Here is an 18,927-nt window from a genome sequence, read left to right as displayed (position 1 = left end):
CGTGTGGTGGTCACTGACCGCTGCTCGTGACCTGAACTGAAAACAGCGCCTATGGACGCATGGCTTGCCTGGCCGGCTTGGAAGTTGCTTGGCGTCGTGATGTTGGTCGTCGGTCTGGCGCGGCGCTGGCCGACCGGTCCGGTTGTCCTCGGCGCCGGCTTCATCACTGCTTGGCTGGCTGGGATGCCGCTCATTGGCAGTGCGCGTCCAGGCATGCTGGATACGCTCGGCAAGGCTTTCGTCGAGAATCGGGTCATCACGCTTTATTTGCTGACATTACCGGCGATTGGTCTCGCTGAACGCATGGGGTTGCACGCAGCCATGGCGCGCTTCATGGGACAGCTCGCCAGTGTTTCACTGGCGCGGGTGCTCGTTGGGTTTCATCTGGCGCGGGTGGTCATGGGGGCGCTGGGGTTGCGACTGCAAGGCCATGTTACCTTTGGTCGTCCGATTGTCGCGCCAATGGCAACGGCCGTCTTGCCGCGCCCGACGGCGTCCAGTGAAGCTGACGCCAAGGCGGCCGTGGCGGCAGCAGAAAATTACGGAAACTTTTTCGGTCAAAACCTCTTTCCGGCGTCCGCCGGTTGCTTGCTTGTCGCCGGCGTGATGAGCGGCGCGGGGTATCCGGTGGATGTCGTGAAACTTTCCCTCTGTGCGATTCCAATTGTCGCCGTGTCGCTTGGCGTGGGGGCCGTGCAGTTTTTTTGGCTGGAGCGGCGACTCAGTCGCGCCCAGTCCGCCGAGGGTGAGGCCGACCGCCATGGCTGAAGGTCTGTCGCGCCTGGCCCGCGTCATTGCCCATCCGGCGACATTCGACGTCGCCTTTGCGCTCATCGGCGGTTTGTTGTGGAGCTATGCGATTCGTATCGCGCTCGACCGCTGCCGCGTCCGCCGCTGGCCGGCCGTCGCCTATTGGTTCACGCTGGGCGTCTTGTTTGGATGCGGGGCGTGGCTGCCCTACTGGATAGACGGCGTGCTGGTCGTGGGGCTGGTCGGCATCGAGGCTGCCGGTGGCGTTCGCTGGCAGGCAACGCCCTTGCCAGGCACCCACTCGGCAGAGCCAGGAAGCCGCGCGCTGTGGCCCGTCCTGACGATTCCGGCGATCACCTTCGGCGTCGCCGGCCTGACGGCGCTGGCCGGGGGCGATGTCGGACGGGGCGCGGTCATTGGTTTGGCGCTGGGGGGCGTCGTCGCCGTTGGCGTGGCGCTGGTGGCCGGACGCTTTCCCCTTTCGACGGCGCTTGACGCCGGATGCGAGTTGACCGAAGCCATTGGCCCGCTGCACCTGCTGCCGCAACTTCTGGCGTCGTTGGGACTGCTCTTTACGGCGGCCGGTGTCGGCGCGCTGCTGTCGGATGCCGTTGGCCGGGTCGTGCCAGCCGGCAACGTCTGGGGCGCGGCCGCGGCGTACTTTCTGGGCATGACGCTTTTCACGGCGCTGGTCGGCAACTCCTTCGCGGCTTTTTCGGTCATCACGACCGGCATTGGCATCCCGCTCGTCATCGCTCCGTTTGGGCTGGACCCGGCTTTGGTTGCCATACTCGGCCTCACGGCCGGCAGTTGCGGCACGCTCTGCACGCCGATGGCGGCAAACTTCAATCTGCTGCCCGTGGGGCTGTATGGATTGGCAGACAACTATGCCGTCCTGCGGATGCAGTGGCGCTTGGCCGTCATCTTGTGGCCGGCGCACCTGCTGGTTTTTGGATTGTATGTGCTGCACCGGTGACGGCAACCGCCGCCGCAAGCCGCCGCAGCGTTTGCCGCAGGTTGCTGGTGGCGTGTTCGGCTTCGAGTTGCGTCGTGCGCGTGAAACGCACGGTTTGACCAAGCCGGCGCTGCGCGAAGGCGGGCAGGTCGGCCGTGATGATGTGCGCAATGCGCGGATAACCCCCGGTCGTTTGGGCGTCGGACAGCAACACTGTGGGGCGACCGTCCGGCGGAAGCTGAATCACGCCCGGCGCAACGGCCGAAGACACTAGTTCAATCGGTTCGGTCAAGCGCAGCACAACGCCTTCCAAGCGGGTGGCCATACGGTTTGAGTCTGCGCCAACGACAAACGTTTCGCTCAGTAGGCGCGCTTGGCTGGCGTCGTCGAGATTGTGGAATTCCGCGCTTGGCACAATCCGAATCGGGCAGTTTTCATCGGAGGTGTATCGAGGAAGAACCGTCGGCGACAACGCCAGCCGGTTGTCTCCGAGCCGCGCCAGCGTTGGCAGCGGTAGCTCGTCTCCGGCCTCAAGCGGGCGGCCCAGGACCCCGACTAGCCCAGCAAAGGGCGTCATGCTGGCGCTTCCCAACCAACGTGGCGTGGCCAGTCCACCGGCAACGGCCAAGTACGCCCAGCGTCCCCGGCGCGGTTCGCGGAAAGTCAGGGTTTGCCCAGGTTCAGCACGATATTGCCGCCAGTTGGCCAGCGGTCGGCCATCAAGCATCGGGCAAAAGTCCGCCCCACCGATGGCTAAGACCGCCGCTTGCTCAAACCGCAGACGCGGGGCCGGAAAGTGCATTTCGACCACCGCAGCACGCAGTGGGTTGCCCAGCAATGTGTTGAGGAGCGCCGGGGCCAGCCAGTCGAGCACCCCGCTCCGATGGATGCCCAAGCGCTGAAATCCAGCGCGGCCGGTGTCCTGTACGGTGGCGTAGAACCCGGCTTCTACCACGCGAAGGCTCAAGGTTGTCACTCACCCCTGCGTCGTTCGTCGAAGTCGTCCGGGTGGGTACTGGCGAAGAAGTCTAGCAAAGCGTTGTTTTCGTCGGGCGTTCCGATGTTGAAGCGCACATATTCGCCCAACAACGGATACCGGCTCACATCGCGAATGAGGATGCCGCGACCGAGCAGCGCCTCGAAGAGACGGTGCGGGGTGACCTGGGGCGTATGCAGCAGGTGAAAGTTGGCGTGACTCGGGAGCAGCCTGACCCACGTCACGTCGGACATGGCCGCCGTCAGCCGTTCACGTTCCTGGAGAATCTGCTCAACCAGTGGACGCAGCTCCGTATCATATAGCTCGACAGCGACCTGCGCGGCGACCAGAGAAAAGAAGTTCACGTTGTAGGGCAACTTGGCTTTGGTGAGTTCTGCCGCCAGTTCAGGCGCGACCAGCCCGTACCCGATCCGCACCCCTGCCATCGCCATGGCTTTGGAGAAGGTCCGCAGCACAACCAGCCGTGGAAAGTCGGCCAGTAAGGGAACAAAGTTCTGGTTGCAAAACTCATGGTAGGCCTCATCCAGCATGACCAGACCATCGAAACCGGACAACACCGCCCGCAACTCCGGTTCGGCAACGGTCACACCAGTTGGGTTGTTAGGTGAGCAAAGAATCATGGCGGCGGCCTGGGTGCGGCGCGCGGCATCGAGCATTGCCGGAACGTCGTAGCTGAAATCCGCTCGTGGAGGGACGTTGACGACCGTTCCACCCAGCACTTCGACCATGAGGCGATAGACCGTGAAGGTGGGTTCGCTGAGGATGACCGCCACGCCAGGGCTGACCAAAATCGTCAGCAGGGCCTGGATGATCTCGTTTGAACCGTTGCCGACGACGACCCCATCTGGCCGCCAGCCGGCAAAGTGCGCCAGCACTGCCTGCAAGTCGGTTGGGACAAAGTCGGGATACCGCGCCCAATCCCGTCCGGCGATGCGGCGGAGCGTCTCCGTGACAATCGCCGACGGAACGCCAAAGGGGTTTTCGTTTTGATTGAGCTTGATAGGGACGCGGTGCGGCGTCAGCGTGTAGGCTGCTAGCCGCCGCACCGACGGCTTGATGAGGTCGTCCAATGTTCGCATTGCCGTCAGCCAGCACCGAAGCGCGCCAGCTTCCTGGCGAAGTCATCCATGGCTGCGCGGGTTGTGTTTTCGGTGGCGCAGACCAGTAGCTCGTGGGTGCGCTCTGGAAAGTAGCGCGACAGCGGCAGTCCGGCCAGGATGTCTTCGGCCAGGAATTCATCCACGATCTGGGCCGCCGGAACCGGCGTCGTCAGGACAAACTCATTGAACACGGGCGCGGCGTAGCGTAGCCCGAAGCCGGGGAGCGTGGTGAGAACGCTCTTCAGGTACGCCGTTTTTTGAAGGTTGCGCAGTGCCAATTCCTGTAGGCCGCGCCGTCCCACCGTCGCTAGAAAGATGCTGGCAACCAGCGCGCAGAGGCCTTCGTTGCTACAGATGTTTGAGGTTGCCTTTTCGCGGCGGATGTGCTGCTCGCGCGTGGCCAGGGTGATGACAAAACCCCGGTTGCCTTCCGCGTCGAAGGCCTGTCCGATGAGACGGCCCGGCATCTGGCGAGCGAACCTGTCACGAGCCGCAAAAAAACCAAGGTGCGGCCCGCCAAAGGACGGCGGCACGCCAAACGATTGCCCTTCGCCAACGACAATATCGGCCCCAGCTTCACCGGGTGGGGTCAGCAAACCAAGTGACAGCGCCTCCGCAACCGTGGCTACCGTGAGCGCCTGATGCCGTTTGGCGACGGCCGCCACCGGCGCGACATCCTCGATGCAGCCAAAAAAGTTCGGGGACTGGAGGGCCACGCAGGCTGTCGCATCATTGACCAGCGCTTCCACCGACGCCGTCGTGCCGTCTTCGGCCAAGGGCACATAGACCAGTTCGATCCCGGCCCGGCGCGCATAGGTCTCACACACGGCCCGGTATTCGGGATGAATGCCTTCCGACAGGACGACCCGATAGCGGTTCGTCAGCCGCGCGGCCATCAACAGGGCTTCGGCCAGCGAGGTCGCGCCGTCATACATCGAAGCATTGGAGACATCCAACCCGGTCAGTTGGCAGATGAAGGTTTGGTACTCGAAAATCGCCTGGAGTGTTCCCTGGTTGATTTCCGGCTGGTAAGGCGTGTAGCTCGTATAAAACTCCGACCGGGACACGAGCGTGTCAATGATGAGCGGTCGCGCGTGATCGTAAACGCCCGCGCCGAGAAACGACGCCTGCGGGCGCTTATTTTGCCCGGCCAGCCGTTCAAAAAGGCTCGTGAGTTCCGCCTCGCTCGCCATGGGCGGAAGATTTAACGGGCGCTTGAGCTTGAGTTCGTCAGGAATGCCCCGGAACAGTTCATCAATCGTGGACACGCCAAGCGTGGCAAGCATGTCCGCCTGCTGGTCCGGCGTTGCGTTGGGTATGTAGCGCATGGGTCACGGGAGACGCTATGGGCGACGAGCCGATGGGGGCGTGGGCTGGTCGCCGGAGCGCGTCATTTCTCGTTGATGAAGTCTTCGTATTCGGCCGCGCTCAGTAGCGCGTCCACTTCGCTGGTTTGAGAGAGCTTGATGACAATCATCCAGCCTTCGTCGTATGGCGACGAGTTGACGAGTTCAGGCGCGTCGGCGAGTTTGGCGTTGATCTCGATAACTTCGCCAGAAACTGGGGAGAACAGCTCGCTCACGGCCTTGACCGATTCGACCGAGCCAAACGGTTCATTGGCCTTGACCGTGGTGCCGACCTTTGGAAGGTCCACATAAACAACGTCGCCCAGTGATTCCTGGGCGTAAAACGTAATGCCGACCCGCCCGGTGTCACCCGTGATGCGGATCCATTCGTGGTCTTTGGTGTATTGCAAGTCGTCGGGATAGTTCGCCATGAAAAACCCTCGCCAGGATGGTTGGCGCGCCGTGTTTATTTGGGACGCGCGTAAAAAGGAGTTGGGACGATACGGCAGGGAACTTCGCGTCCACGTACCACGGCAAACACTTGCGTCCCGACCGCCGTTTTGTCAATCGGAAGATACGCCAGTCCGATATTTTTCTTGAGAAACGGGGATGGGCTGCCCGATGTGACGCGCCCCAGTTCCTGTCCATCGGCGACCAGTGGGTAGCCGTCGCGCACTGGAACGCGGTCTTCAACCTCAAAGCCGACCAGCTTGCGCGTCAGCCCGCTTTCTTTTTGTTGCTGAAGGGCGCCACGTCCGAGAAAGTCCCCTTTGCTGAGTTTGCACATCCAGCCAAGGTCGGCTTCGAGCGGCGTCGTGGTGTCATCAATGTCATGGCCGTAGAGCGCCATTTTCGCTTCCAAACGGAGCGTGTTGCGCGCACCGAGTCCGCAGGGCGTTGGGTTTCCGGCTTCAGTCAGGGCCGTCCAGAGCCGCGCGGCATCACCCGGCGCGCAGTACAGTTCAAAGCCATCTTCGCCAGTGTAGCCTGTCCGCGCCACCAGCGTTGGCACGCCGGCCACGACGACGTCGCGTCGAAATCGGTAATAACCAAGACTCGTGATGTCTTCTACCGTCAGCGACTGCACCAAGGCGACGGCGCGGGGGCCCTGCACGGCGAGTTGCGCATACTCGGCGCTAACATCACGTACGTTGACATCAAACCCGGTCGCCTGCCGCGTGAGCCAGTCCGCGTCTTTGGTGGTATTTGCCGCGTTGACACAGAGGAAGTAGGTGTCCTCGGCAAAGCGGTGCACGAGAATGTCGTCCACGAACGTGCCTTGTTCGGTTAGAAGTCCTGAATACTGTGCTTGACCATCCACCAGCCGGGCGGCGTCATTGCAGGTCGTGTGCTGGATGAAGCGCAGGGCATCGCGTCCCTGAACAAGAATTTCGCCCATGTGGCTGACATCAAACAGGCCGACAGCCATCCGCACGGCCAGGTGTTCACCGACGAGTCCGCCGTACTCAACCGGCATGACCCAACCGGCAAACGGCACCATTTTTGCGCCAAGCGAACGGTGTAGGGCATCGAGTGGTGACTGGCGGAGTTCAGAAGACACGCAGCAACCTTTGCAAATCAAAAACGTGAACCCAAAAAATCTAACGGCAACCCCGTGCATCAAAGACGGCGAAGCTAACACCACGCTGATGAAGGGTCAAGGTAGCGTGCCACGGCTGCTGGAGTCATCAGTTCAGAAGACGGCAATGCGGTCTGGCCCGCGCCTGGCTGGCTCCTGATCCACCACGACTCTGAAGCGCTTGCCGGTTTGGTTGGAGCGGCCTACCATAGTGGGCGGCTGATTGAGCCAGTCGCCATTTCTTGCGCCTCACGGAGGATTCCCGCCATTTACACGCGACCTGCCCCATCGCCCTTTTCTGCGCCCTGACGCGCGGTGGTTTCCTCACGACCGCCGTGGCGTACAGTGCGCGATGTCGGTAAGGAGGAAATAATCATGACGACTAAGTTTGTGCCCGATGCGTTGAAATCCCCTACTTCACCTACCCCCAAGCCCGTGCGGCGCATGGTCCGGCGTGACCGACACTCAACCCCAACGTTCCAGCCCAGTATGTTCGAGGATGACTTGGTCTCGGCACTGGCCGTGGCAACTGAAAACGTACGTGCCCGGCAGGTCTTCGACTGGGAGTGTGTCCGGCGTCAGCGGACGGTCTGACACAACGTGGGGTATTGCACTTGCTTCGTTGCTCGTCGGTGGACTTACCCTGGTTGGGGTGTATGCTGCTGGGTGGCATAACCTGTATGGCGATGGGCAAGCGCACTTGGCAATTGCCCGCAAACTGGTGGATGCGCCGCCCGGCGCATCCCTGTGGGAGCGGTACATCCAACTGGGGAGTCCATGGCTTCCTCTGCCACACGTCTTGGCCGCGCCGCTGACAGCCTCCGATCGGCTGTGGCGGACGGGGCTTGCCGGAAGCTTGGTTTCACTGGTCTCTTTTGTTGTTGCGGCCACGTTCCTCTTTCATTTGGCGGCTGACCTCACCCAATCCCGAATGGCCGCCGCCGTTGGTTGGCTGGCTTTCGTACTCAATCCTTCGCTGCTATACGTGCAGACCACGCCACTGACCGAGCCGCTGTTTCTAGCCGTTTTGCTTGGGAATGCCTGGTATCTGCATCGCTGGATGGTCGAGCCGCGGCGCGCCCTGCTCATCAGGGCTGCCTTCTGGGGGTTGTTGGCCATCCTCACCCGCTACGAAGGCTGGGTTTTACTCCCGGCTGGTCTCGTGATTGTGGCCTGGCGAACGCCACATCGCGGCTGGTTACGGCTCGTGGATGGCGGAGTCTGGTTGGGGATTGCCGGCAGCGGTGTCGTGTATTGGTTGTGGCATAACTGGGCGATTTATGGACGACCGCTGGAGTTCCTCGATGGCCTCTATTCAGCCCGTGGCTACTTCACGCGCCACCGGGAGGCGTTGAGCTACTTGAGTTTCGTCGTTGGGCATCCGCTCTATGCTGGAATCGTGTTGGGCGTCACCGTTGTCATCTGCGCGACGCCAATGACGACGGCGCTTGGCCTCGTTGGTTTCGGAACCGTCATCGTCAATGTCGCACAAGCCCGCAATGTCGCGCAAAACCGCTGCCGGATGGGGGCGACAGCGATTGTGCTGGCACTCTTGGCGCTACCGCCGCTGTTTACTGGCTACAGCCTGTATTCGGGCAATATCCAGATCTATCCGCTCTTTTTGAACAATCGCTATGGCTTGGGGGCGCTTCCGGTACTTGGACTTGGGGTTGCCGTGAGTGTCGCCGCACTCCAGCAGCGTTTTCCTGATTGGCGATGGAAGGTCGTGCTCTTGGGCGGCTCGCTTTGCCTAGGGCAGTCGGTGTGGCTGCTACGGGATGGGGTGTATCAGCTTTCCGTGTTTCAAGAAGCCTACCGGGTACAGTTTGCGCCGATTGGTCGTGAACGCCACGCGCTGGCGCAGTTTTTACGGTCTCAGTCCATCACTTCCAAGGTCGCGCTTTTCGCCGGAGAGTTGTCGTCGGTCATTGCCGAAGGTGGGTTGTCTTATGCTCAGGTGGTTCACGAAGGCAGCCAGTCCTGGCATGGGCTGGCGTCGTCCATCCCGGCGACGGTGGACTGGCTGGTTGTCGGGCGCGGCGATGCGCTGGACGTGAAGCTTCAGCAGCGTCCGGAAGGATATGAAGCCTTTTCCACCGTGTGGGTCTCCGAGCGGGGAACGTTTACCGTGCTGCGCCGCCATTCATCGGCTGGGCGCACCCGCCAGTGATGTCTCCGAACAGTTGGCTGTCATCAGTCCATCGGGTCAACACCCAGGGCGCGAAGCTTTGCCGCTAGGCGTTCCTTCTCGGCACGCTCACGCTCTTTCTCGGCACGCTCACGCTCTTTCTCGGCGCGCTCCCGTTCGGCTTGCCGCCAGGCTGCCTCTTTCTCGGCACGCTCGCGTTCTTTCTCCGCGCGCTCCCGTTCCTTTGCCGCCTGCTCCGCCGCCGCCCGCTCCTCGTCCGTCGGTAGCCACCGTCCCTCCGCGTCGTAAAACCTCACCCAGTCCCCCTCCAACCGCTTGAACCGCCCACGCCAAACCCCAATCCCCAACCCGGCTTCCGGCAGCCACAGCCGCCCCTCCCCACTCGTCACCTCCCGCAACCCAACCCCATCGTGCCGGAAAAACCGCACCTCCGCCGGCCGCCGATGATGATTCACCGTCACGTAGTACGGTACTTTCAAATGCCGCTCATACACCTCCCACTTCGTCGGGCCGTCCTGCGCCGGCAACGCCCCCCGGCCAAGGTCATTCCGCGTCGTGCCGGGCGAAAGCGCCTCCACGATGATGAGCGGCGTGGCCTTTTCCTCCCACACCACGAAGCTTGTCCGCTGCCGCCCATCGCGCAGCAGCGGCACGTCCACGACGCCAAACCAGTCGGGACGCAGCCCGTGCAAGGTCGGCTGCGCCTGGTAGTAGAGATACATGTCGAGTGCCGAGAAGTAGCGGTCGGGGAGGAACTTGGGGGGACGGAAGGTCTCGATGAGCAAGTAAGCCAGGAAAGCGTGAAACTCGTCGGGCAAGGCTTCCTCTCCTTCAAACTCGCTGGGGAGGTCATCCATGGTCGGCAGCGCCAACTCAGATAAGGCAGGCATGGTGAGTGCTCCTTGATTTTAGGGCTTGCGTTTGATTCACGGGGTTTCTGGGTCAATGCCCAGCGTGCGGAGCTTCGCCGCCAGGCGTTCTTTCTCAGCTCGTTCTTGTTGCTCGCGCGCTAGAGCCGCTTCCTTCGCCAATCGCTCCTGCTCGGCTTGCCGCCAAGCCAGTTCTTTCTCTGCTCGTTCGCGCTCCTTTGCCGCCTGTTCCGCCGCCGCCCGCTCCTCGTCCGTCGGTAGCCACCGTCCCTCCGCATCGTAAAACCTCACCCAATCTCCCTCCAGCCGCTTGAACCGCCCGCGCCAAATCCCGATCCCCAACCCGGCTTCCGGCAACCACAGCCGCCCCTCCCCACTCGTCACCTCCCGCAACCCAACCCCATCGTGCCGGAAAAACCGCACCTCCGCCGGCCGCCGATGGTGATTCACCGTCACGTAGTACGGTACTTTCAAATGCTGCTCATACACCTCCCACTTCGTCGGGCTGTCCTGCGCCGGCAACGCCCCCCGGCCAAGGTCATTCCGCGTCGTGCCGGGCGAAAGCGCCTCCACGATGATGAGCGGCGTGGCCTTTTCCTCCCACACCACGAAGCTCGTCCGCTGCCGCCCCTCGCGCAGCAGCGGCACATCCACGACGCCAAACCAGTCGGGACGCAGCCCGTGCAAGGTCGGCTGCGCCTGGTAGTAGAGATACATGTCGAGTGCCGAGAAGTAGCGGTCGGGGAGGAACTTGGGGGGACGGAAGGTCTCGATGAGCAAGTAAGCCAGGAAAGCGTGAAACTCGTCAGGCAAGGCTTCCTCTCCTTCAAACTCGCTGGGGAGGTCATCCATGGTCGGAAGCGCCAACTCGGATAAAATCGGCATACCGGTTTCCCCTTTCAAGCAGGCGGCGGTCGTGCCTAGTGTAGCACCGGCGAGCGGCGTTTTTCGCGCCCCTGTTCACCCGCTGCATCGTTAGTCGAGTGTACACCGTCGTTTGGCGCGGCGAGAGTCCGCGCTTTGGCATATTTTAGAAACACGTAGTGCGCGGCGAACCAGGCAATACACAAGCCGGCAAACCCATCGAGGCAGCCGCGCTTCAGGAGGTATGTTTTGAAAAATGTTGCCGGTGGCCAAAGCAACAGCTTCCAGAGTGGTATGGACGTTCCCGAAGCCCGTAGCGCCTGGGCGGCCAGGTCGGTATAGCGGTTCATTTTGGACTGGTGGTCGGCAAGGGAAGTGATAGCCTCATGGTCAATGTCCCCATCGAGATGCCCGACCGAACCCTCCGCTTTGAAAGATTCATGGATGAACTCACCGCGCCACACTCCCGCACCACGCCGGTAAAGACGTAGTTGCCGGTCTGGATACCAGCCGCCGTGTCGTACCCAGTGACCCAGGTAACGATTGCGGCGGCGGACCGTGAAAGCCGTATAGGGAGACGGTGCGCGCAAAGCCTGACCAATAACGTCACGTAGCTGGGGCGTTGCCCGCTCATCGGCATCCAGGCAAAAGACCCAGTCGCAAGTGGTGAGCGTGTCGCCGAAGTTGCGTTGAGCCGCGTAGCCAGTGAAGGGATGTAAAACAGCGCGCGCGCCATGTGAAGCCGCGACCTCAGCCGTGTCGTCTGTCGTCGAAGCGTCCACCACAACGATTCGCTCGTCGGCCCAGTCCACCGAGTCGAGCGCGGCGGGTAACCGAGCTGCTTCATTCCGGGCAATGATGACGACGGCAAGGGAAGGCATCCGTGCGTTGACTCGCTTACAGACGGGTGTGCAACCGGCTAGCTTGCTTTCACAATGATAACCGCGCGCTCGACATACCACAGTCTGATTTCAGGTGATTGGTTGCGCTGCGGCCGGTGGATGATCTGGCTCTGGTTGGGCTGGCTGTCTTCACAGGGCAGCGTGTTCGCACTCGAGTCGTTCTCGCCAGAGCATCTTGCGCGCAGCTTACGGTTAGAGCAACCAATATCACTGGATGGACGGTGGCGATTTCAAACCGGCGACGACCTGCGTTGGGCAATGTCGTCCTGGGATGACATCCCTTGGCCCCAGATCAGCGTTGCGCAGTCGTGGGGTAAGCAAGGCTATCGCGGGTATGCCGGCGTGGCCTGGTACCGCCGAACCGTGCCGTTACCGCCGGCCGCCCCCGGTTCGGGCACCGGGCTGGGGTTGGCGCTCGCCGGTGTGGACTGGGCAAGTTATGAAGTCTTTGTGAATGGTCACTTGGTCGGGCGCTTCGGGCGTTGGGCTGCCACCGATGCTTTTGCCATTCCCCATCCACAGTACTTCTTCGTGCCGGCTGAGGTCATCGTGCCGGACCAGCCGCTGGTCATTGCCATCCGTTTTTGGCAACTCCCGGCGAGTATGCGCCGAACTCCCCAGGGTGGCGGTTTTGAGGGCGGGCTTTTTCTGCTCGGAAATGCGACGCAGGTTGGGCAGGCGGTCCACCTGGCCATCGCGGAACGCAAGCAAGCGCAGGTAGGTGATTTGGTGCTTGCGCTCGTTTTTCTGCTGGCCGGGTTTTTTCACTTGCTCTTCTTTTTGCGTCGCCGTTCACAGCGGGAATACTTCTGGTTTGGTCTCTTTGCCATCCTGTTTGGTCTCAACTGGTACGGTGCCGGCGCCCGCTGGTGGGCTTCGGAGTGGATTGATTACGTGACGCTGTGGCGGCTCAACAGCTTTACGATAGCTATTTTCCTTGTGCCGCAGGCTTGCTTTCTCTGGACACTCTTTGGGCGGAAGATGGGGTGGTTCGTCAAGGCTTACCTGTGGTTGCTCACGCTGTCAGCCATCACGGTGGTCATCATTCCAGGGGTGACGTTTTCGCTTTTGACCTCGACGCCGCGGGTGTTGTTGGCGTTGTTGTTTCCGCTCCTGTCAGTGATACTGGTCGTTGTCGAAGCCAGACGGGGCAACCCAGAAGCGCGAACCATCGGCATCGGACTCCTGATCTCAGTCGCTTGCAGCCTGAACGACATCCTGGGCGTGCGACTGGGTCTCTATGCCACGGTTTCGCTTGCCCACGTTGGTTTGGGAGCGATTTTGCTCTCGATGGCCCTGTCGCTGGCTAACCGTTTTGCCCGTGTGTACGGTGAACTCGATGCCCTAAACCACAATCTCGAAGACAAGGTCCGGCAACGGACGGCAGTGATCGCGCAGCAGCGCGATGCGCTTGAGCAAAAGCAAGTCGAACTCACCGCCAGCCTGACCTACGCGCAACGCATCCAGCAGGCGTTGTTGCCGGGAGCCGATGACCTGGCGCGGATCGGCGGCTGTGGGGCATTTGTTTTCTTTCTTCCGCGTGACATCGTCAGTGGTGATTTTTACTGGATTCACCACACCGCCCACGGCGTATATGTGGGCGTCGGTGACTGTACCGGTCACGGGGTTCCCGGAGCCTTCATGGCGCTCATCGGCATTGACCTGCTCAACCGGCTGGTCGTGGACACGCCCGCGCCAGGACTTTTGCTTGAACGCCTTGACCTAGCAGTTCGCCGCGCCCTGCGGCAGGAGCAAAACAGCCCGGCGGCAACCGACGATGGCATGGAAGTCGCCCTTTGTTACATCGAGCACGGCACCGCGCGCCTGATCTTTGCCGGAGCGCGCCGCCCGCTGTATGTCGTGCCGATGGATGGCGCTTTGCAGGAAATCAAAGGCACGCGCCGCAGCATTGGTGGCGACCGGCGCGGACAACGTCGGGCTTTCTTGGAATGGTCAGCCCAACTCAGCACCATTCGCGCTTTTTACCTTGCCAGTGATGGCTTCACGGATCAAAACGGCGTACTTGCTTCCCGAAACTTCGGGACCAATCGTTTCCGTGCGCTGCTCGAACGGCTTGCCGCGCTGCCCCCGGCCGTTCAGCAAGCCGAGTTGGTTCAAACGTTTGAGCAGTACCGTCAAGAGGCTGCCCAGCGGGATGATGTCACGGTGCTTGGCGTGCAGTGGCAAGCGTAGGGCGACTGGTGGGGCAGTCCACTAGGCTGCGCCTTGGTGTGGCATTCAATCTCTGGTCGGCATATCGTTGAAAAGGATCACCACCGTCTTTTTCTCAAAGGAAAACCTATGCGGATCGTGACGTATTTTGGCAAGGGCGGCGTCGGGAAAACCACGCTGTCAGTGGCCACCGCGCTCGCCTGCGCGGCCCGCGGCCACAAGACGCTACTGATGAGCGTCACCGCCGGACACAATCTCGGCGATGTCATCGGAACTTCAATCGGGCACGCCCCAACCTCGATTGCTCCCAATCTGGATGCGCGCGAAGTCAGCGCCATGATGGAAATGCGCGCGCAGTGGTCGCAGGTGCAGGACTATGTCGCCACGATTTTGCGCGGAATTGGCACGGGCAAATCGGCTTATGTGCAGGAAGTCGTCCTGTTTCCGGCGCTTGAAGAGCTGACGACCATGACCGAAATTTGGCGTGCGATCAGCGAGGGAAGCTATGACGTGGTCGTGGTGGATACGCCACCGACGGCCGGGATGATGACCCTGCTGGCCGGGCCGGAAGGCCTCAAGTGGTTGCTTTCAAGCGTTGAAACCTGGTACCGCCGCCTGTCGCTGTTGGCGACGCCGGTCATGCAGGCGCTGTTCCCAAGCCGAAACCCAATGGACATGCTCCCGGAGGTGAGCAAGCGGGTGAGCGAAATGCGGGCAGCGCTGGTCAATCCAGAGGTGACTTCCCACCGACTCGTAACCCAACCAGAACCGCTGGCCGTGACGGATGGCTTTCGACTTGCAACGTATCACTATCTTTACGAATGTCCGGTTGATCGGGTCTTTGTCAATCGCGTCAATGCACAGTCGCCGGTCCAGAAGGAAGGCATGGCGCTCCTCAAGCGCAAGGCGGACGGGCTGCCGGTCATCGAGATTCCGGAGCAAGCGGAAGCCCTCATCGGTCTTTCGGCGCTCACCACTCTGGCCGAGCAGATTTTCAAAACCCAGGACCCACTTGAACACAGCGCACCGGCGCCACTGATGACGCTTGAACCGGGTTCGGATGGACAGTCGGCCCTCAAGCTGAAGTTGCCCAATCTTGAGTTGGAACGGCTTGACTTGGTGACCCGAGCTGGCGAGCTTGTACTTGAAATCGGACACTTCAAGCGCAACATTGCGCTGCCGCCGGAAGTGCGGAGTAAAGAAGCCGTTGGGGCCGATTACAGCGGCGACACCCTGACCATTACCTTTGCTTGATATGGCAAGCTGCTGTAATCACGAAGTCGCCATTGAAACACTGCGCGGTCGCCAGCGCCGGACGCTGCAAATCACACTCGCCATCAATGCGGTGATGTTTGGTGTCATTGCGGGAGCGGCGCTGTACGGGCGCTCGACCGCCCTGTTGGCCGATAGCCTGGACAATCTGGGGGATGCCCTGACCTACGGACTGAGTCTCTATGTGGTGTCGCGGGATCGAACCGCCAAAGCCTGGGTGGCTCTGTTCAAGGGCGGCCTGATTTTCCTCGCGGCGGTTGGGGTTGGGGCGCAAATCGTCCAGCGCCTCATCTCTCCGGCCGTCCCACTGTTTGAAGTGATGGGATTGTTCAGCCTGCTTGGTCTCGCTGCAAACGGTACTTGCTTATGGTTGCTCTGGCAGCACCGGCAGGAAGACATCAATATGAGTTCTGTTTGGGAGTGTTCCCGCAATGACGTCGCCGCCAATATCTCCGTGCTGGCCGCGGCCGGGTTGGTGTGGCTGACCGGCCGGGCGTGGCCAGACCTGATTATCGCCAGCGGACTAGTTTTGCTCTTGCTTCACTCAGCCAGCCGGGTTCTCGTTTCATCCGTCGGTGAGTTACGCGCTGCGGCAAGTCAGCGCCCCTCGGCGAACTCCTGAATCAGTCGGTAGTCTTCCACAAGGCCTATGTCGGTTGGTTGGCTGCGCTGCCAATGGTGAAATAGGCGCGCGCCAACGGGCGGTCACTGTCTTGGATTTCAACCGCATAGTTCCCGGCTGGGAGTGGCTTGCCGTCTGGCTGATACAGCAACCGAACCGCCTGTTGCGTGTCTGTGAAGGATTGGATGGACTGCGCCATCAACGGTGCCGGTGACTCAAGTCGTCGCCAAACAATCCGGTAATCACCGTTCACTGGGGGCTGTCCGGTTACTCGGACGGCAACGGCCCGAATGCCAGGCGGGAACGTATTGGCGACAGTTTGCGCATCAAACGAATCCGGCTCATTTGGAAGTGTCCGAAAGCTGCACAGCTCAAGCCGCGTAATGGAGGAATCCAGAATCTCCGTGCCGATTTTGGTCGCTGCCGGAACCGGATTGGGCTTTTCACCAAAGACATAAACCGTCAGAAATATGGCCAGCCCGGCCAGAAAGCCAAGAACGGCCAGCACCAGAATAAAGTAAACGAAACGATTGCCGCTCCGGTCGGCGGAATCCTCCCCATGTGCCACAGACGTGCTTTCCGGCGTTGGCCGAACTGCCTGCGGAGCTTCACCTAACGAGCTGGGTGCAGACGCCCCGCCTACGGCCTTGAGAGCTTCGGGCGCGGGGGTAGGCGGTGTGACCGCCTGCCCGACCACGGTTTTGAGGGCATCTGGTGAGGGTTTGGGCGGCGTGACTGCCTGCCCAACTACGGTTTTGAGGGCGTCTGGTGAGGGTTTGGGTGGCATGACCGCCTGCCCAACCACCGTTTTGAGGGCATCTGGCGAGGGGTTGGGCGGCGTGATTGCCTGCCCGACCACGGTTTTGAGCGCATCTGGTGGCGGTTTTGGCGGCGCAACGGCAGCGTTGACAACCGTCTGGACACTGTCGGGCGGAGGCAAGGCTGTGCCGATGACGGTTGCTGCCGAATCTGACGGAGTCCCGTTCTCTGGTAATTTCTCGCCGCAGTTCCGGCAAAACTTCATGCCCGGCGCGGCTTCGGTTTGACATTCAGGGCAGATGATTTTCATGGCTAGCGGTGGATAGTATCGAGCAGCCCAATACGTCGTAAGATGGTTACATCGTAGCCATCCAAGCTTGGTGGGTAAACAAGAATTCCGGTTGAGCCGCAGTCTGGATTGTTTCGTATAAAAGTGTTGGGTGGCTCACGTTTCCGGAAATGCCGTCTCAGCCCTGCCTAGATTCTCTCACCAGGAAAGCCACGATTTTCGGGCGCGGGTTTGTCTGACAGAGGTTTTGCACCTAGGAGATAGTTGAGTTATAGTAGCACCACGCAACATAAAGTAGCCGGTAGTACGATTAGTTTCTCTTCTTTTTTCGCCCACTCAGGTTTTTTCGCCCACTAAGGCTTTTGGGCTAGAAGACATTCGACGTCCGACACCCTCGGCTTTGACCCTCTCCACTCTTGTTAGGTGTGTAAACCATCGCTTCCCCCTGGTGATGCGTTTGCCTGCACGGATTTGTCTCATCTGCTTACCCACGGGAGGATAAGTCATGCGGCTTCGGTTCTTGACTACCCGATTGCTGGTAAGGACTGAGAAGCGAGTTTGTTTCTCAGTCAGTCTCTGCTTGGCGCTTGTCACGGTTGGACTGAACCCCCAAGCTTGGGGATACCCAGCATCGGCGAGCGGAGATGAATCACCGGGTGCGCAACGCCAAGTGAGCAGCCAAGTCAATAGCCTGGTGAAGCAAGGGCGAAAGTTGATGCGGAACGGCGAGCTTGAAGCGGCGGAGCAGACCTACCGCCAAGCGTTGGCGCTAGACGCCAATGCGCCCACGGTTCGCTGCGGGTTGGCTTACGTCCTCATCAAGAATCGGCAGCATGCTGCGGCTTATGAAGAACTGCGTCCGTTGCTTCAACTACCATCGAAGCATAGTGACGCCCTGGCGCTTTCAGGACTGGCGCTCGTTCGGGCCGGTTTGTTTCGGGACGGTTTTGAGTCCCTGAAGGCGGCTTTGGCCATCAAGCGCGACAATCCGATTGCCATTGCCGGCATTGCCGAGCTGGCTTGCTATGAGAATCAACTTGCCTTGGCAGCCCAGCTTATCAGCACGGCCATCAACGAAAGCCCGGAAGAACCAGATTATTACCTGCTTGCCGCCCGCATTGCCTCGCGGTTGGAGAATTTCTACTTTGCGGCCGAATCTTTGCGAAACTTTCTGCGTCTTGCACCCAAGACCGACGTCGAGCGCCGGGAACGCATCGAGGGTGTCATCCGTTTTTATACCTACCTTGGAACGTCGCGCATCAACGTCGTTCAGGAAAAAGCCGAAGCGTTTATTCCCTTCGAGTTACGGGGGCGGCGTCCGCACATCAACGTACGGATCAATGGCAAGGGCCCGTTCAACTTCGTTCTGGACACCGGTGCCAGTTCTTGCGTGATTTCCAATGAAACGGCAGCCAAAATTGGTGTTCGCTCCGTGGCGGCGGGTGGCTATGCGCGCGCGGTTGGGGGGAACGGGATGTTTCCCATCGTGTATGGCGTGCTCAAGTCGCTCGAAATTGGACCCATCAAGCTGGGCACGGTGCCGGTCTATCTTCGAGATATTCAAAGCGTCACAGAAAATGGCAGCCGTGTGGACGGGTTCATCGGGCTTTCAACGTTATCTGACTTTGCCATCACACTGGACTATCCACAGCACTTGCTAGGCTTGCGCTATGCGCCCCGGGAGGGCACGCTCAAGGATGGGGCGGAACCAGCCGTTAGCCAGGGAACAACGCGCTTGCCTTTCCGCGTCACGGAAAGCGGACTCATCAGCCTGGAAACACAACTCGATGACGGGCAAATCCTGAACTTTATTCTGGATTCGGGAGCGAGCGCCTCGGTCGTTGATCAGTCGGTCGTTGAACGCCACAACTGGCAATCGAAAATTCTCTCCAACCAGAGCGTGCGGATTGTCGGCGCTGCCGGAGCCGCGGAGAAAGTGCCGGTGCTTCAGGTCAATGCTCTCCGCATTTATGACTTGGTGCGAACAGATGTGCGGATGCCGGTGATTGACATGCGCCGGTTGAACGAGTCGTCTGGTTTCGAGCAGAGCGGTATTTTAGGCGGGGATTTCCTCACGCACTGTCGAATCGAGATTGATTTTCGCCACCAGCGGATTGCGTTGACGCCAACGCCAAACGGCATCGTCAAGCGCCAGATGGATGTGCCGCCAACGGCCAGCAGCGATCCACCACGTCCCTGAACAACCAGCTTCTTGAACCAGCTTGCTCAGAGCTGGCTTCAAAGTCTCCATCAACCATCTTGAAAAGCTTCTTGAGCGGCGGCAGGTTGACTGCGCGCCGCT

Annotated in this window: 17 protein-coding genes; 8 read left to right on the top strand and 9 right to left on the bottom strand. The window is 60.6% G+C overall.

What is annotated here, in order from left to right:
• Positions 1-51 precede the first annotated feature (51 nt).
• The gene (locus J8C06_RS06300) at positions 52-768 is read left to right on the top strand and encodes a 5-oxoproline transporter, DUF969 family subunit (RefSeq protein ID WP_211427878.1); all 717 of its coding nucleotides are present in this window, start codon (positions 52-54) and stop codon (positions 766-768) included.
• The gene (locus tag J8C06_RS06295) at positions 761-1,726 is read left to right on the top strand and encodes a 5-oxoproline transporter, DUF979 family subunit (protein ID WP_211427877.1); all 966 of its coding nucleotides are present in this window, start codon (positions 761-763) and stop codon (positions 1,724-1,726) included. The genes J8C06_RS06300 and J8C06_RS06295 overlap by 8 nt, the downstream gene beginning before the upstream one ends.
• Here J8C06_RS06295 and J8C06_RS06290 read toward each other — a convergent pair.
• The 5 genes from J8C06_RS06290 to gcvT all read right to left on the bottom strand — a co-directional run bounded on the left by J8C06_RS06290 (position 1,671) and on the right by gcvT (position 6,709).
• Positions 1,671-2,681: a 5-oxoprolinase subunit C family protein gene (locus J8C06_RS06290; RefSeq protein ID WP_211427876.1), complete on the bottom strand. Its 1,011-nt coding sequence runs from the start codon at positions 2,679-2,681 to the stop codon at positions 1,671-1,673. The two genes, J8C06_RS06295 and J8C06_RS06290, sit on opposite strands and share 56 nt — an antisense overlap.
• Complete coding sequence (hisC, locus tag J8C06_RS06285) at positions 2,678-3,781, bottom strand: histidinol-phosphate transaminase (RefSeq protein WP_211427875.1); 1,104 nt, start codon at positions 3,779-3,781, stop codon at positions 2,678-2,680. Before hisC ends, J8C06_RS06290 begins: the two co-directional genes overlap by 4 nt.
• A 5-nt stretch (positions 3,782-3,786) precedes the next feature.
• A complete protein-coding gene (gcvPA, locus tag J8C06_RS06280) occupies positions 3,787-5,130 on the bottom strand; it encodes an aminomethyl-transferring glycine dehydrogenase subunit GcvPA (RefSeq protein WP_211427874.1) in 1,344 nt (447 codons plus the stop codon).
• 62 nt (positions 5,131-5,192) lie between these two features.
• Entirely contained in the window at positions 5,193-5,579 is a 387-nt protein-coding gene (gene gcvH, locus J8C06_RS06275; protein WP_211427873.1) for a glycine cleavage system protein GcvH, read from the bottom strand.
• Positions 5,580-5,614: 35 nt separating this feature from the next.
• The gene (gene gcvT, locus J8C06_RS06270) at positions 5,615-6,709 is read right to left on the bottom strand and encodes a glycine cleavage system aminomethyltransferase GcvT (protein WP_246601992.1); all 1,095 of its coding nucleotides are present in this window, start codon (positions 6,707-6,709) and stop codon (positions 5,615-5,617) included.
• A 393-nt stretch (positions 6,710-7,102) separates the two neighbouring features.
• Between gcvT and J8C06_RS06265 the strand changes: the two genes are divergently transcribed.
• Together J8C06_RS06265 and J8C06_RS06260 are read left to right on the top strand one after the other, a co-directional pair.
• Positions 7,103-7,321 (top strand): hypothetical protein, encoded by a 219-nt coding sequence (locus J8C06_RS06265; RefSeq protein WP_211427872.1) that lies wholly within the window; start codon positions 7,103-7,105, stop codon positions 7,319-7,321.
• On the top strand, positions 7,296-8,897 hold the full coding sequence (locus tag J8C06_RS06260) for a glycosyltransferase family protein (RefSeq protein WP_211427871.1): 1,602 nt from the start codon (positions 7,296-7,298) through the stop codon (positions 8,895-8,897). The genes J8C06_RS06265 and J8C06_RS06260 overlap by 26 nt, the downstream gene beginning before the upstream one ends.
• A gap of 23 nt (positions 8,898-8,920) precedes the next feature.
• Here J8C06_RS06260 and J8C06_RS06255 read toward each other — a convergent pair whose 3' ends face one another.
• Genes J8C06_RS06255 through J8C06_RS06245 form a run of 3 tightly spaced genes read right to left on the bottom strand, consistent with a single transcriptional unit; the run spans position 8,921 to position 11,490 of the window.
• On the bottom strand, positions 8,921-9,766 hold the full coding sequence (locus J8C06_RS06255) for a Uma2 family endonuclease (protein WP_211427870.1): 846 nt from the start codon (positions 9,764-9,766) through the stop codon (positions 8,921-8,923).
• Between the two features lie 36 nt (positions 9,767-9,802).
• Entirely contained in the window at positions 9,803-10,630 is an 828-nt protein-coding gene (locus J8C06_RS06250) for a Uma2 family endonuclease (protein ID WP_211427869.1), read from the bottom strand.
• Between the two features lie 35 nt (positions 10,631-10,665).
• A complete protein-coding gene (locus tag J8C06_RS06245) occupies positions 10,666-11,490 on the bottom strand; it encodes a glycosyltransferase family 2 protein (protein ID WP_211427868.1) in 825 nt (274 codons plus the stop codon).
• A gap of 120 nt (positions 11,491-11,610) precedes the next feature.
• Here J8C06_RS06245 and J8C06_RS06240 point away from each other — a divergent pair, with 120 nt between their 5' ends.
• The 3 genes from J8C06_RS06240 to J8C06_RS06230 all read left to right on the top strand — a co-directional run bounded on the left by J8C06_RS06240 (position 11,611) and on the right by J8C06_RS06230 (position 15,577).
• The gene (locus J8C06_RS06240) at positions 11,611-13,704 is read left to right on the top strand and encodes a SpoIIE family protein phosphatase (protein WP_211427867.1); all 2,094 of its coding nucleotides are present in this window, start codon (positions 11,611-11,613) and stop codon (positions 13,702-13,704) included.
• A gap of 108 nt (positions 13,705-13,812) precedes the next feature.
• On the top strand, positions 13,813-14,937 hold the full coding sequence (locus J8C06_RS06235) for an ArsA family ATPase (protein WP_211427866.1): 1,125 nt from the start codon (positions 13,813-13,815) through the stop codon (positions 14,935-14,937).
• Between the two features lies 1 nt (position 14,938).
• Complete coding sequence (locus J8C06_RS06230) at positions 14,939-15,577, top strand: cation transporter (RefSeq protein ID WP_211427865.1); 639 nt, start codon at positions 14,939-14,941, stop codon at positions 15,575-15,577.
• A gap of 25 nt (positions 15,578-15,602) precedes the next feature.
• On the opposite strand, the gene J8C06_RS06225 is transcribed toward J8C06_RS06230, so the two are convergent.
• Positions 15,603-16,646, bottom strand: coding sequence for a zinc ribbon domain-containing protein (locus J8C06_RS06225; RefSeq protein WP_211427864.1), 1,044 nt, complete (start codon positions 16,644-16,646; stop codon positions 15,603-15,605).
• Positions 16,647-17,340: 694 nt separating this feature from the next.
• Here J8C06_RS06225 and J8C06_RS06220 point away from each other — a divergent pair.
• Positions 17,341-18,825 carry an aspartyl protease family protein gene (locus J8C06_RS06220; RefSeq protein ID WP_211427863.1) on the top strand — a complete coding sequence of 495 codons (1,485 nt, stop codon included), beginning with the start codon at positions 17,341-17,343 and terminating at the stop codon, positions 18,823-18,825.
• The last annotated feature ends 102 nt before the right edge of the window (positions 18,826-18,927 follow it).

Origin of the sequence: Chloracidobacterium validum (genome assembly GCF_018304825.1) — a bacterium.
GTDB lineage: Bacteria > Acidobacteriota > Blastocatellia > Chloracidobacteriales > Chloracidobacteriaceae > Chloracidobacterium > Chloracidobacterium validum.
The sequence above is the reverse complement of the archived record's forward strand: the minus strand, read 5'-3'. Positions and strand labels throughout refer to the sequence as shown.

Bases quoted from the DNA above. Each gene is read 5' to 3' on its own strand.
- J8C06_RS06300 (WP_211427878.1), top strand. From the start codon at position 52: ATGGACGCATGGCTTGCCTGGCCGGCTTGGAAGTTGCTTGGCGTCGTG.
- J8C06_RS06295 (WP_211427877.1), top strand. From the start codon at position 761: ATGGCTGAAGGTCTGTCGCGCCTGGCCCGCGTCATTGCCCATCCGGCG.
- hisC (WP_211427875.1), bottom strand. From the start codon at position 3,781: ATGCGAACATTGGACGACCTCATCAAGCCGTCGGTGCGGCGGCTAGCA.
- gcvPA (WP_211427874.1), bottom strand. From the start codon at position 5,130: ATGCGCTACATACCCAACGCAACGCCGGACCAGCAGGCGGACATGCTT.
- gcvH (WP_211427873.1), bottom strand. From the start codon at position 5,579: ATGGCGAACTATCCCGACGACTTGCAATACACCAAAGACCACGAATGG.
- J8C06_RS06265 (WP_211427872.1), top strand. From the start codon at position 7,103: ATGACGACTAAGTTTGTGCCCGATGCGTTGAAATCCCCTACTTCACCT.
- J8C06_RS06255 (WP_211427870.1), bottom strand. From the start codon at position 9,766: ATGCCTGCCTTATCTGAGTTGGCGCTGCCGACCATGGATGACCTCCCC.
- J8C06_RS06250 (WP_211427869.1), bottom strand. From the start codon at position 10,630: ATGCCGATTTTATCCGAGTTGGCGCTTCCGACCATGGATGACCTCCCC.
- J8C06_RS06245 (WP_211427868.1), bottom strand. From the start codon at position 11,490: ATGCCTTCCCTTGCCGTCGTCATCATTGCCCGGAATGAAGCAGCTCGG.
- J8C06_RS06240 (WP_211427867.1), top strand. From the start codon at position 11,611: ATGATCTGGCTCTGGTTGGGCTGGCTGTCTTCACAGGGCAGCGTGTTC.
- J8C06_RS06235 (WP_211427866.1), top strand. From the start codon at position 13,813: ATGCGGATCGTGACGTATTTTGGCAAGGGCGGCGTCGGGAAAACCACG.
- J8C06_RS06230 (WP_211427865.1), top strand. From the start codon at position 14,939: ATGGCAAGCTGCTGTAATCACGAAGTCGCCATTGAAACACTGCGCGGT.
- J8C06_RS06225 (WP_211427864.1), bottom strand. From the start codon at position 16,646: ATGAAAATCATCTGCCCTGAATGTCAAACCGAAGCCGCGCCGGGCATG.
- J8C06_RS06220 (WP_211427863.1), top strand. From the start codon at position 17,341: ATGCGGAACGGCGAGCTTGAAGCGGCGGAGCAGACCTACCGCCAAGCG.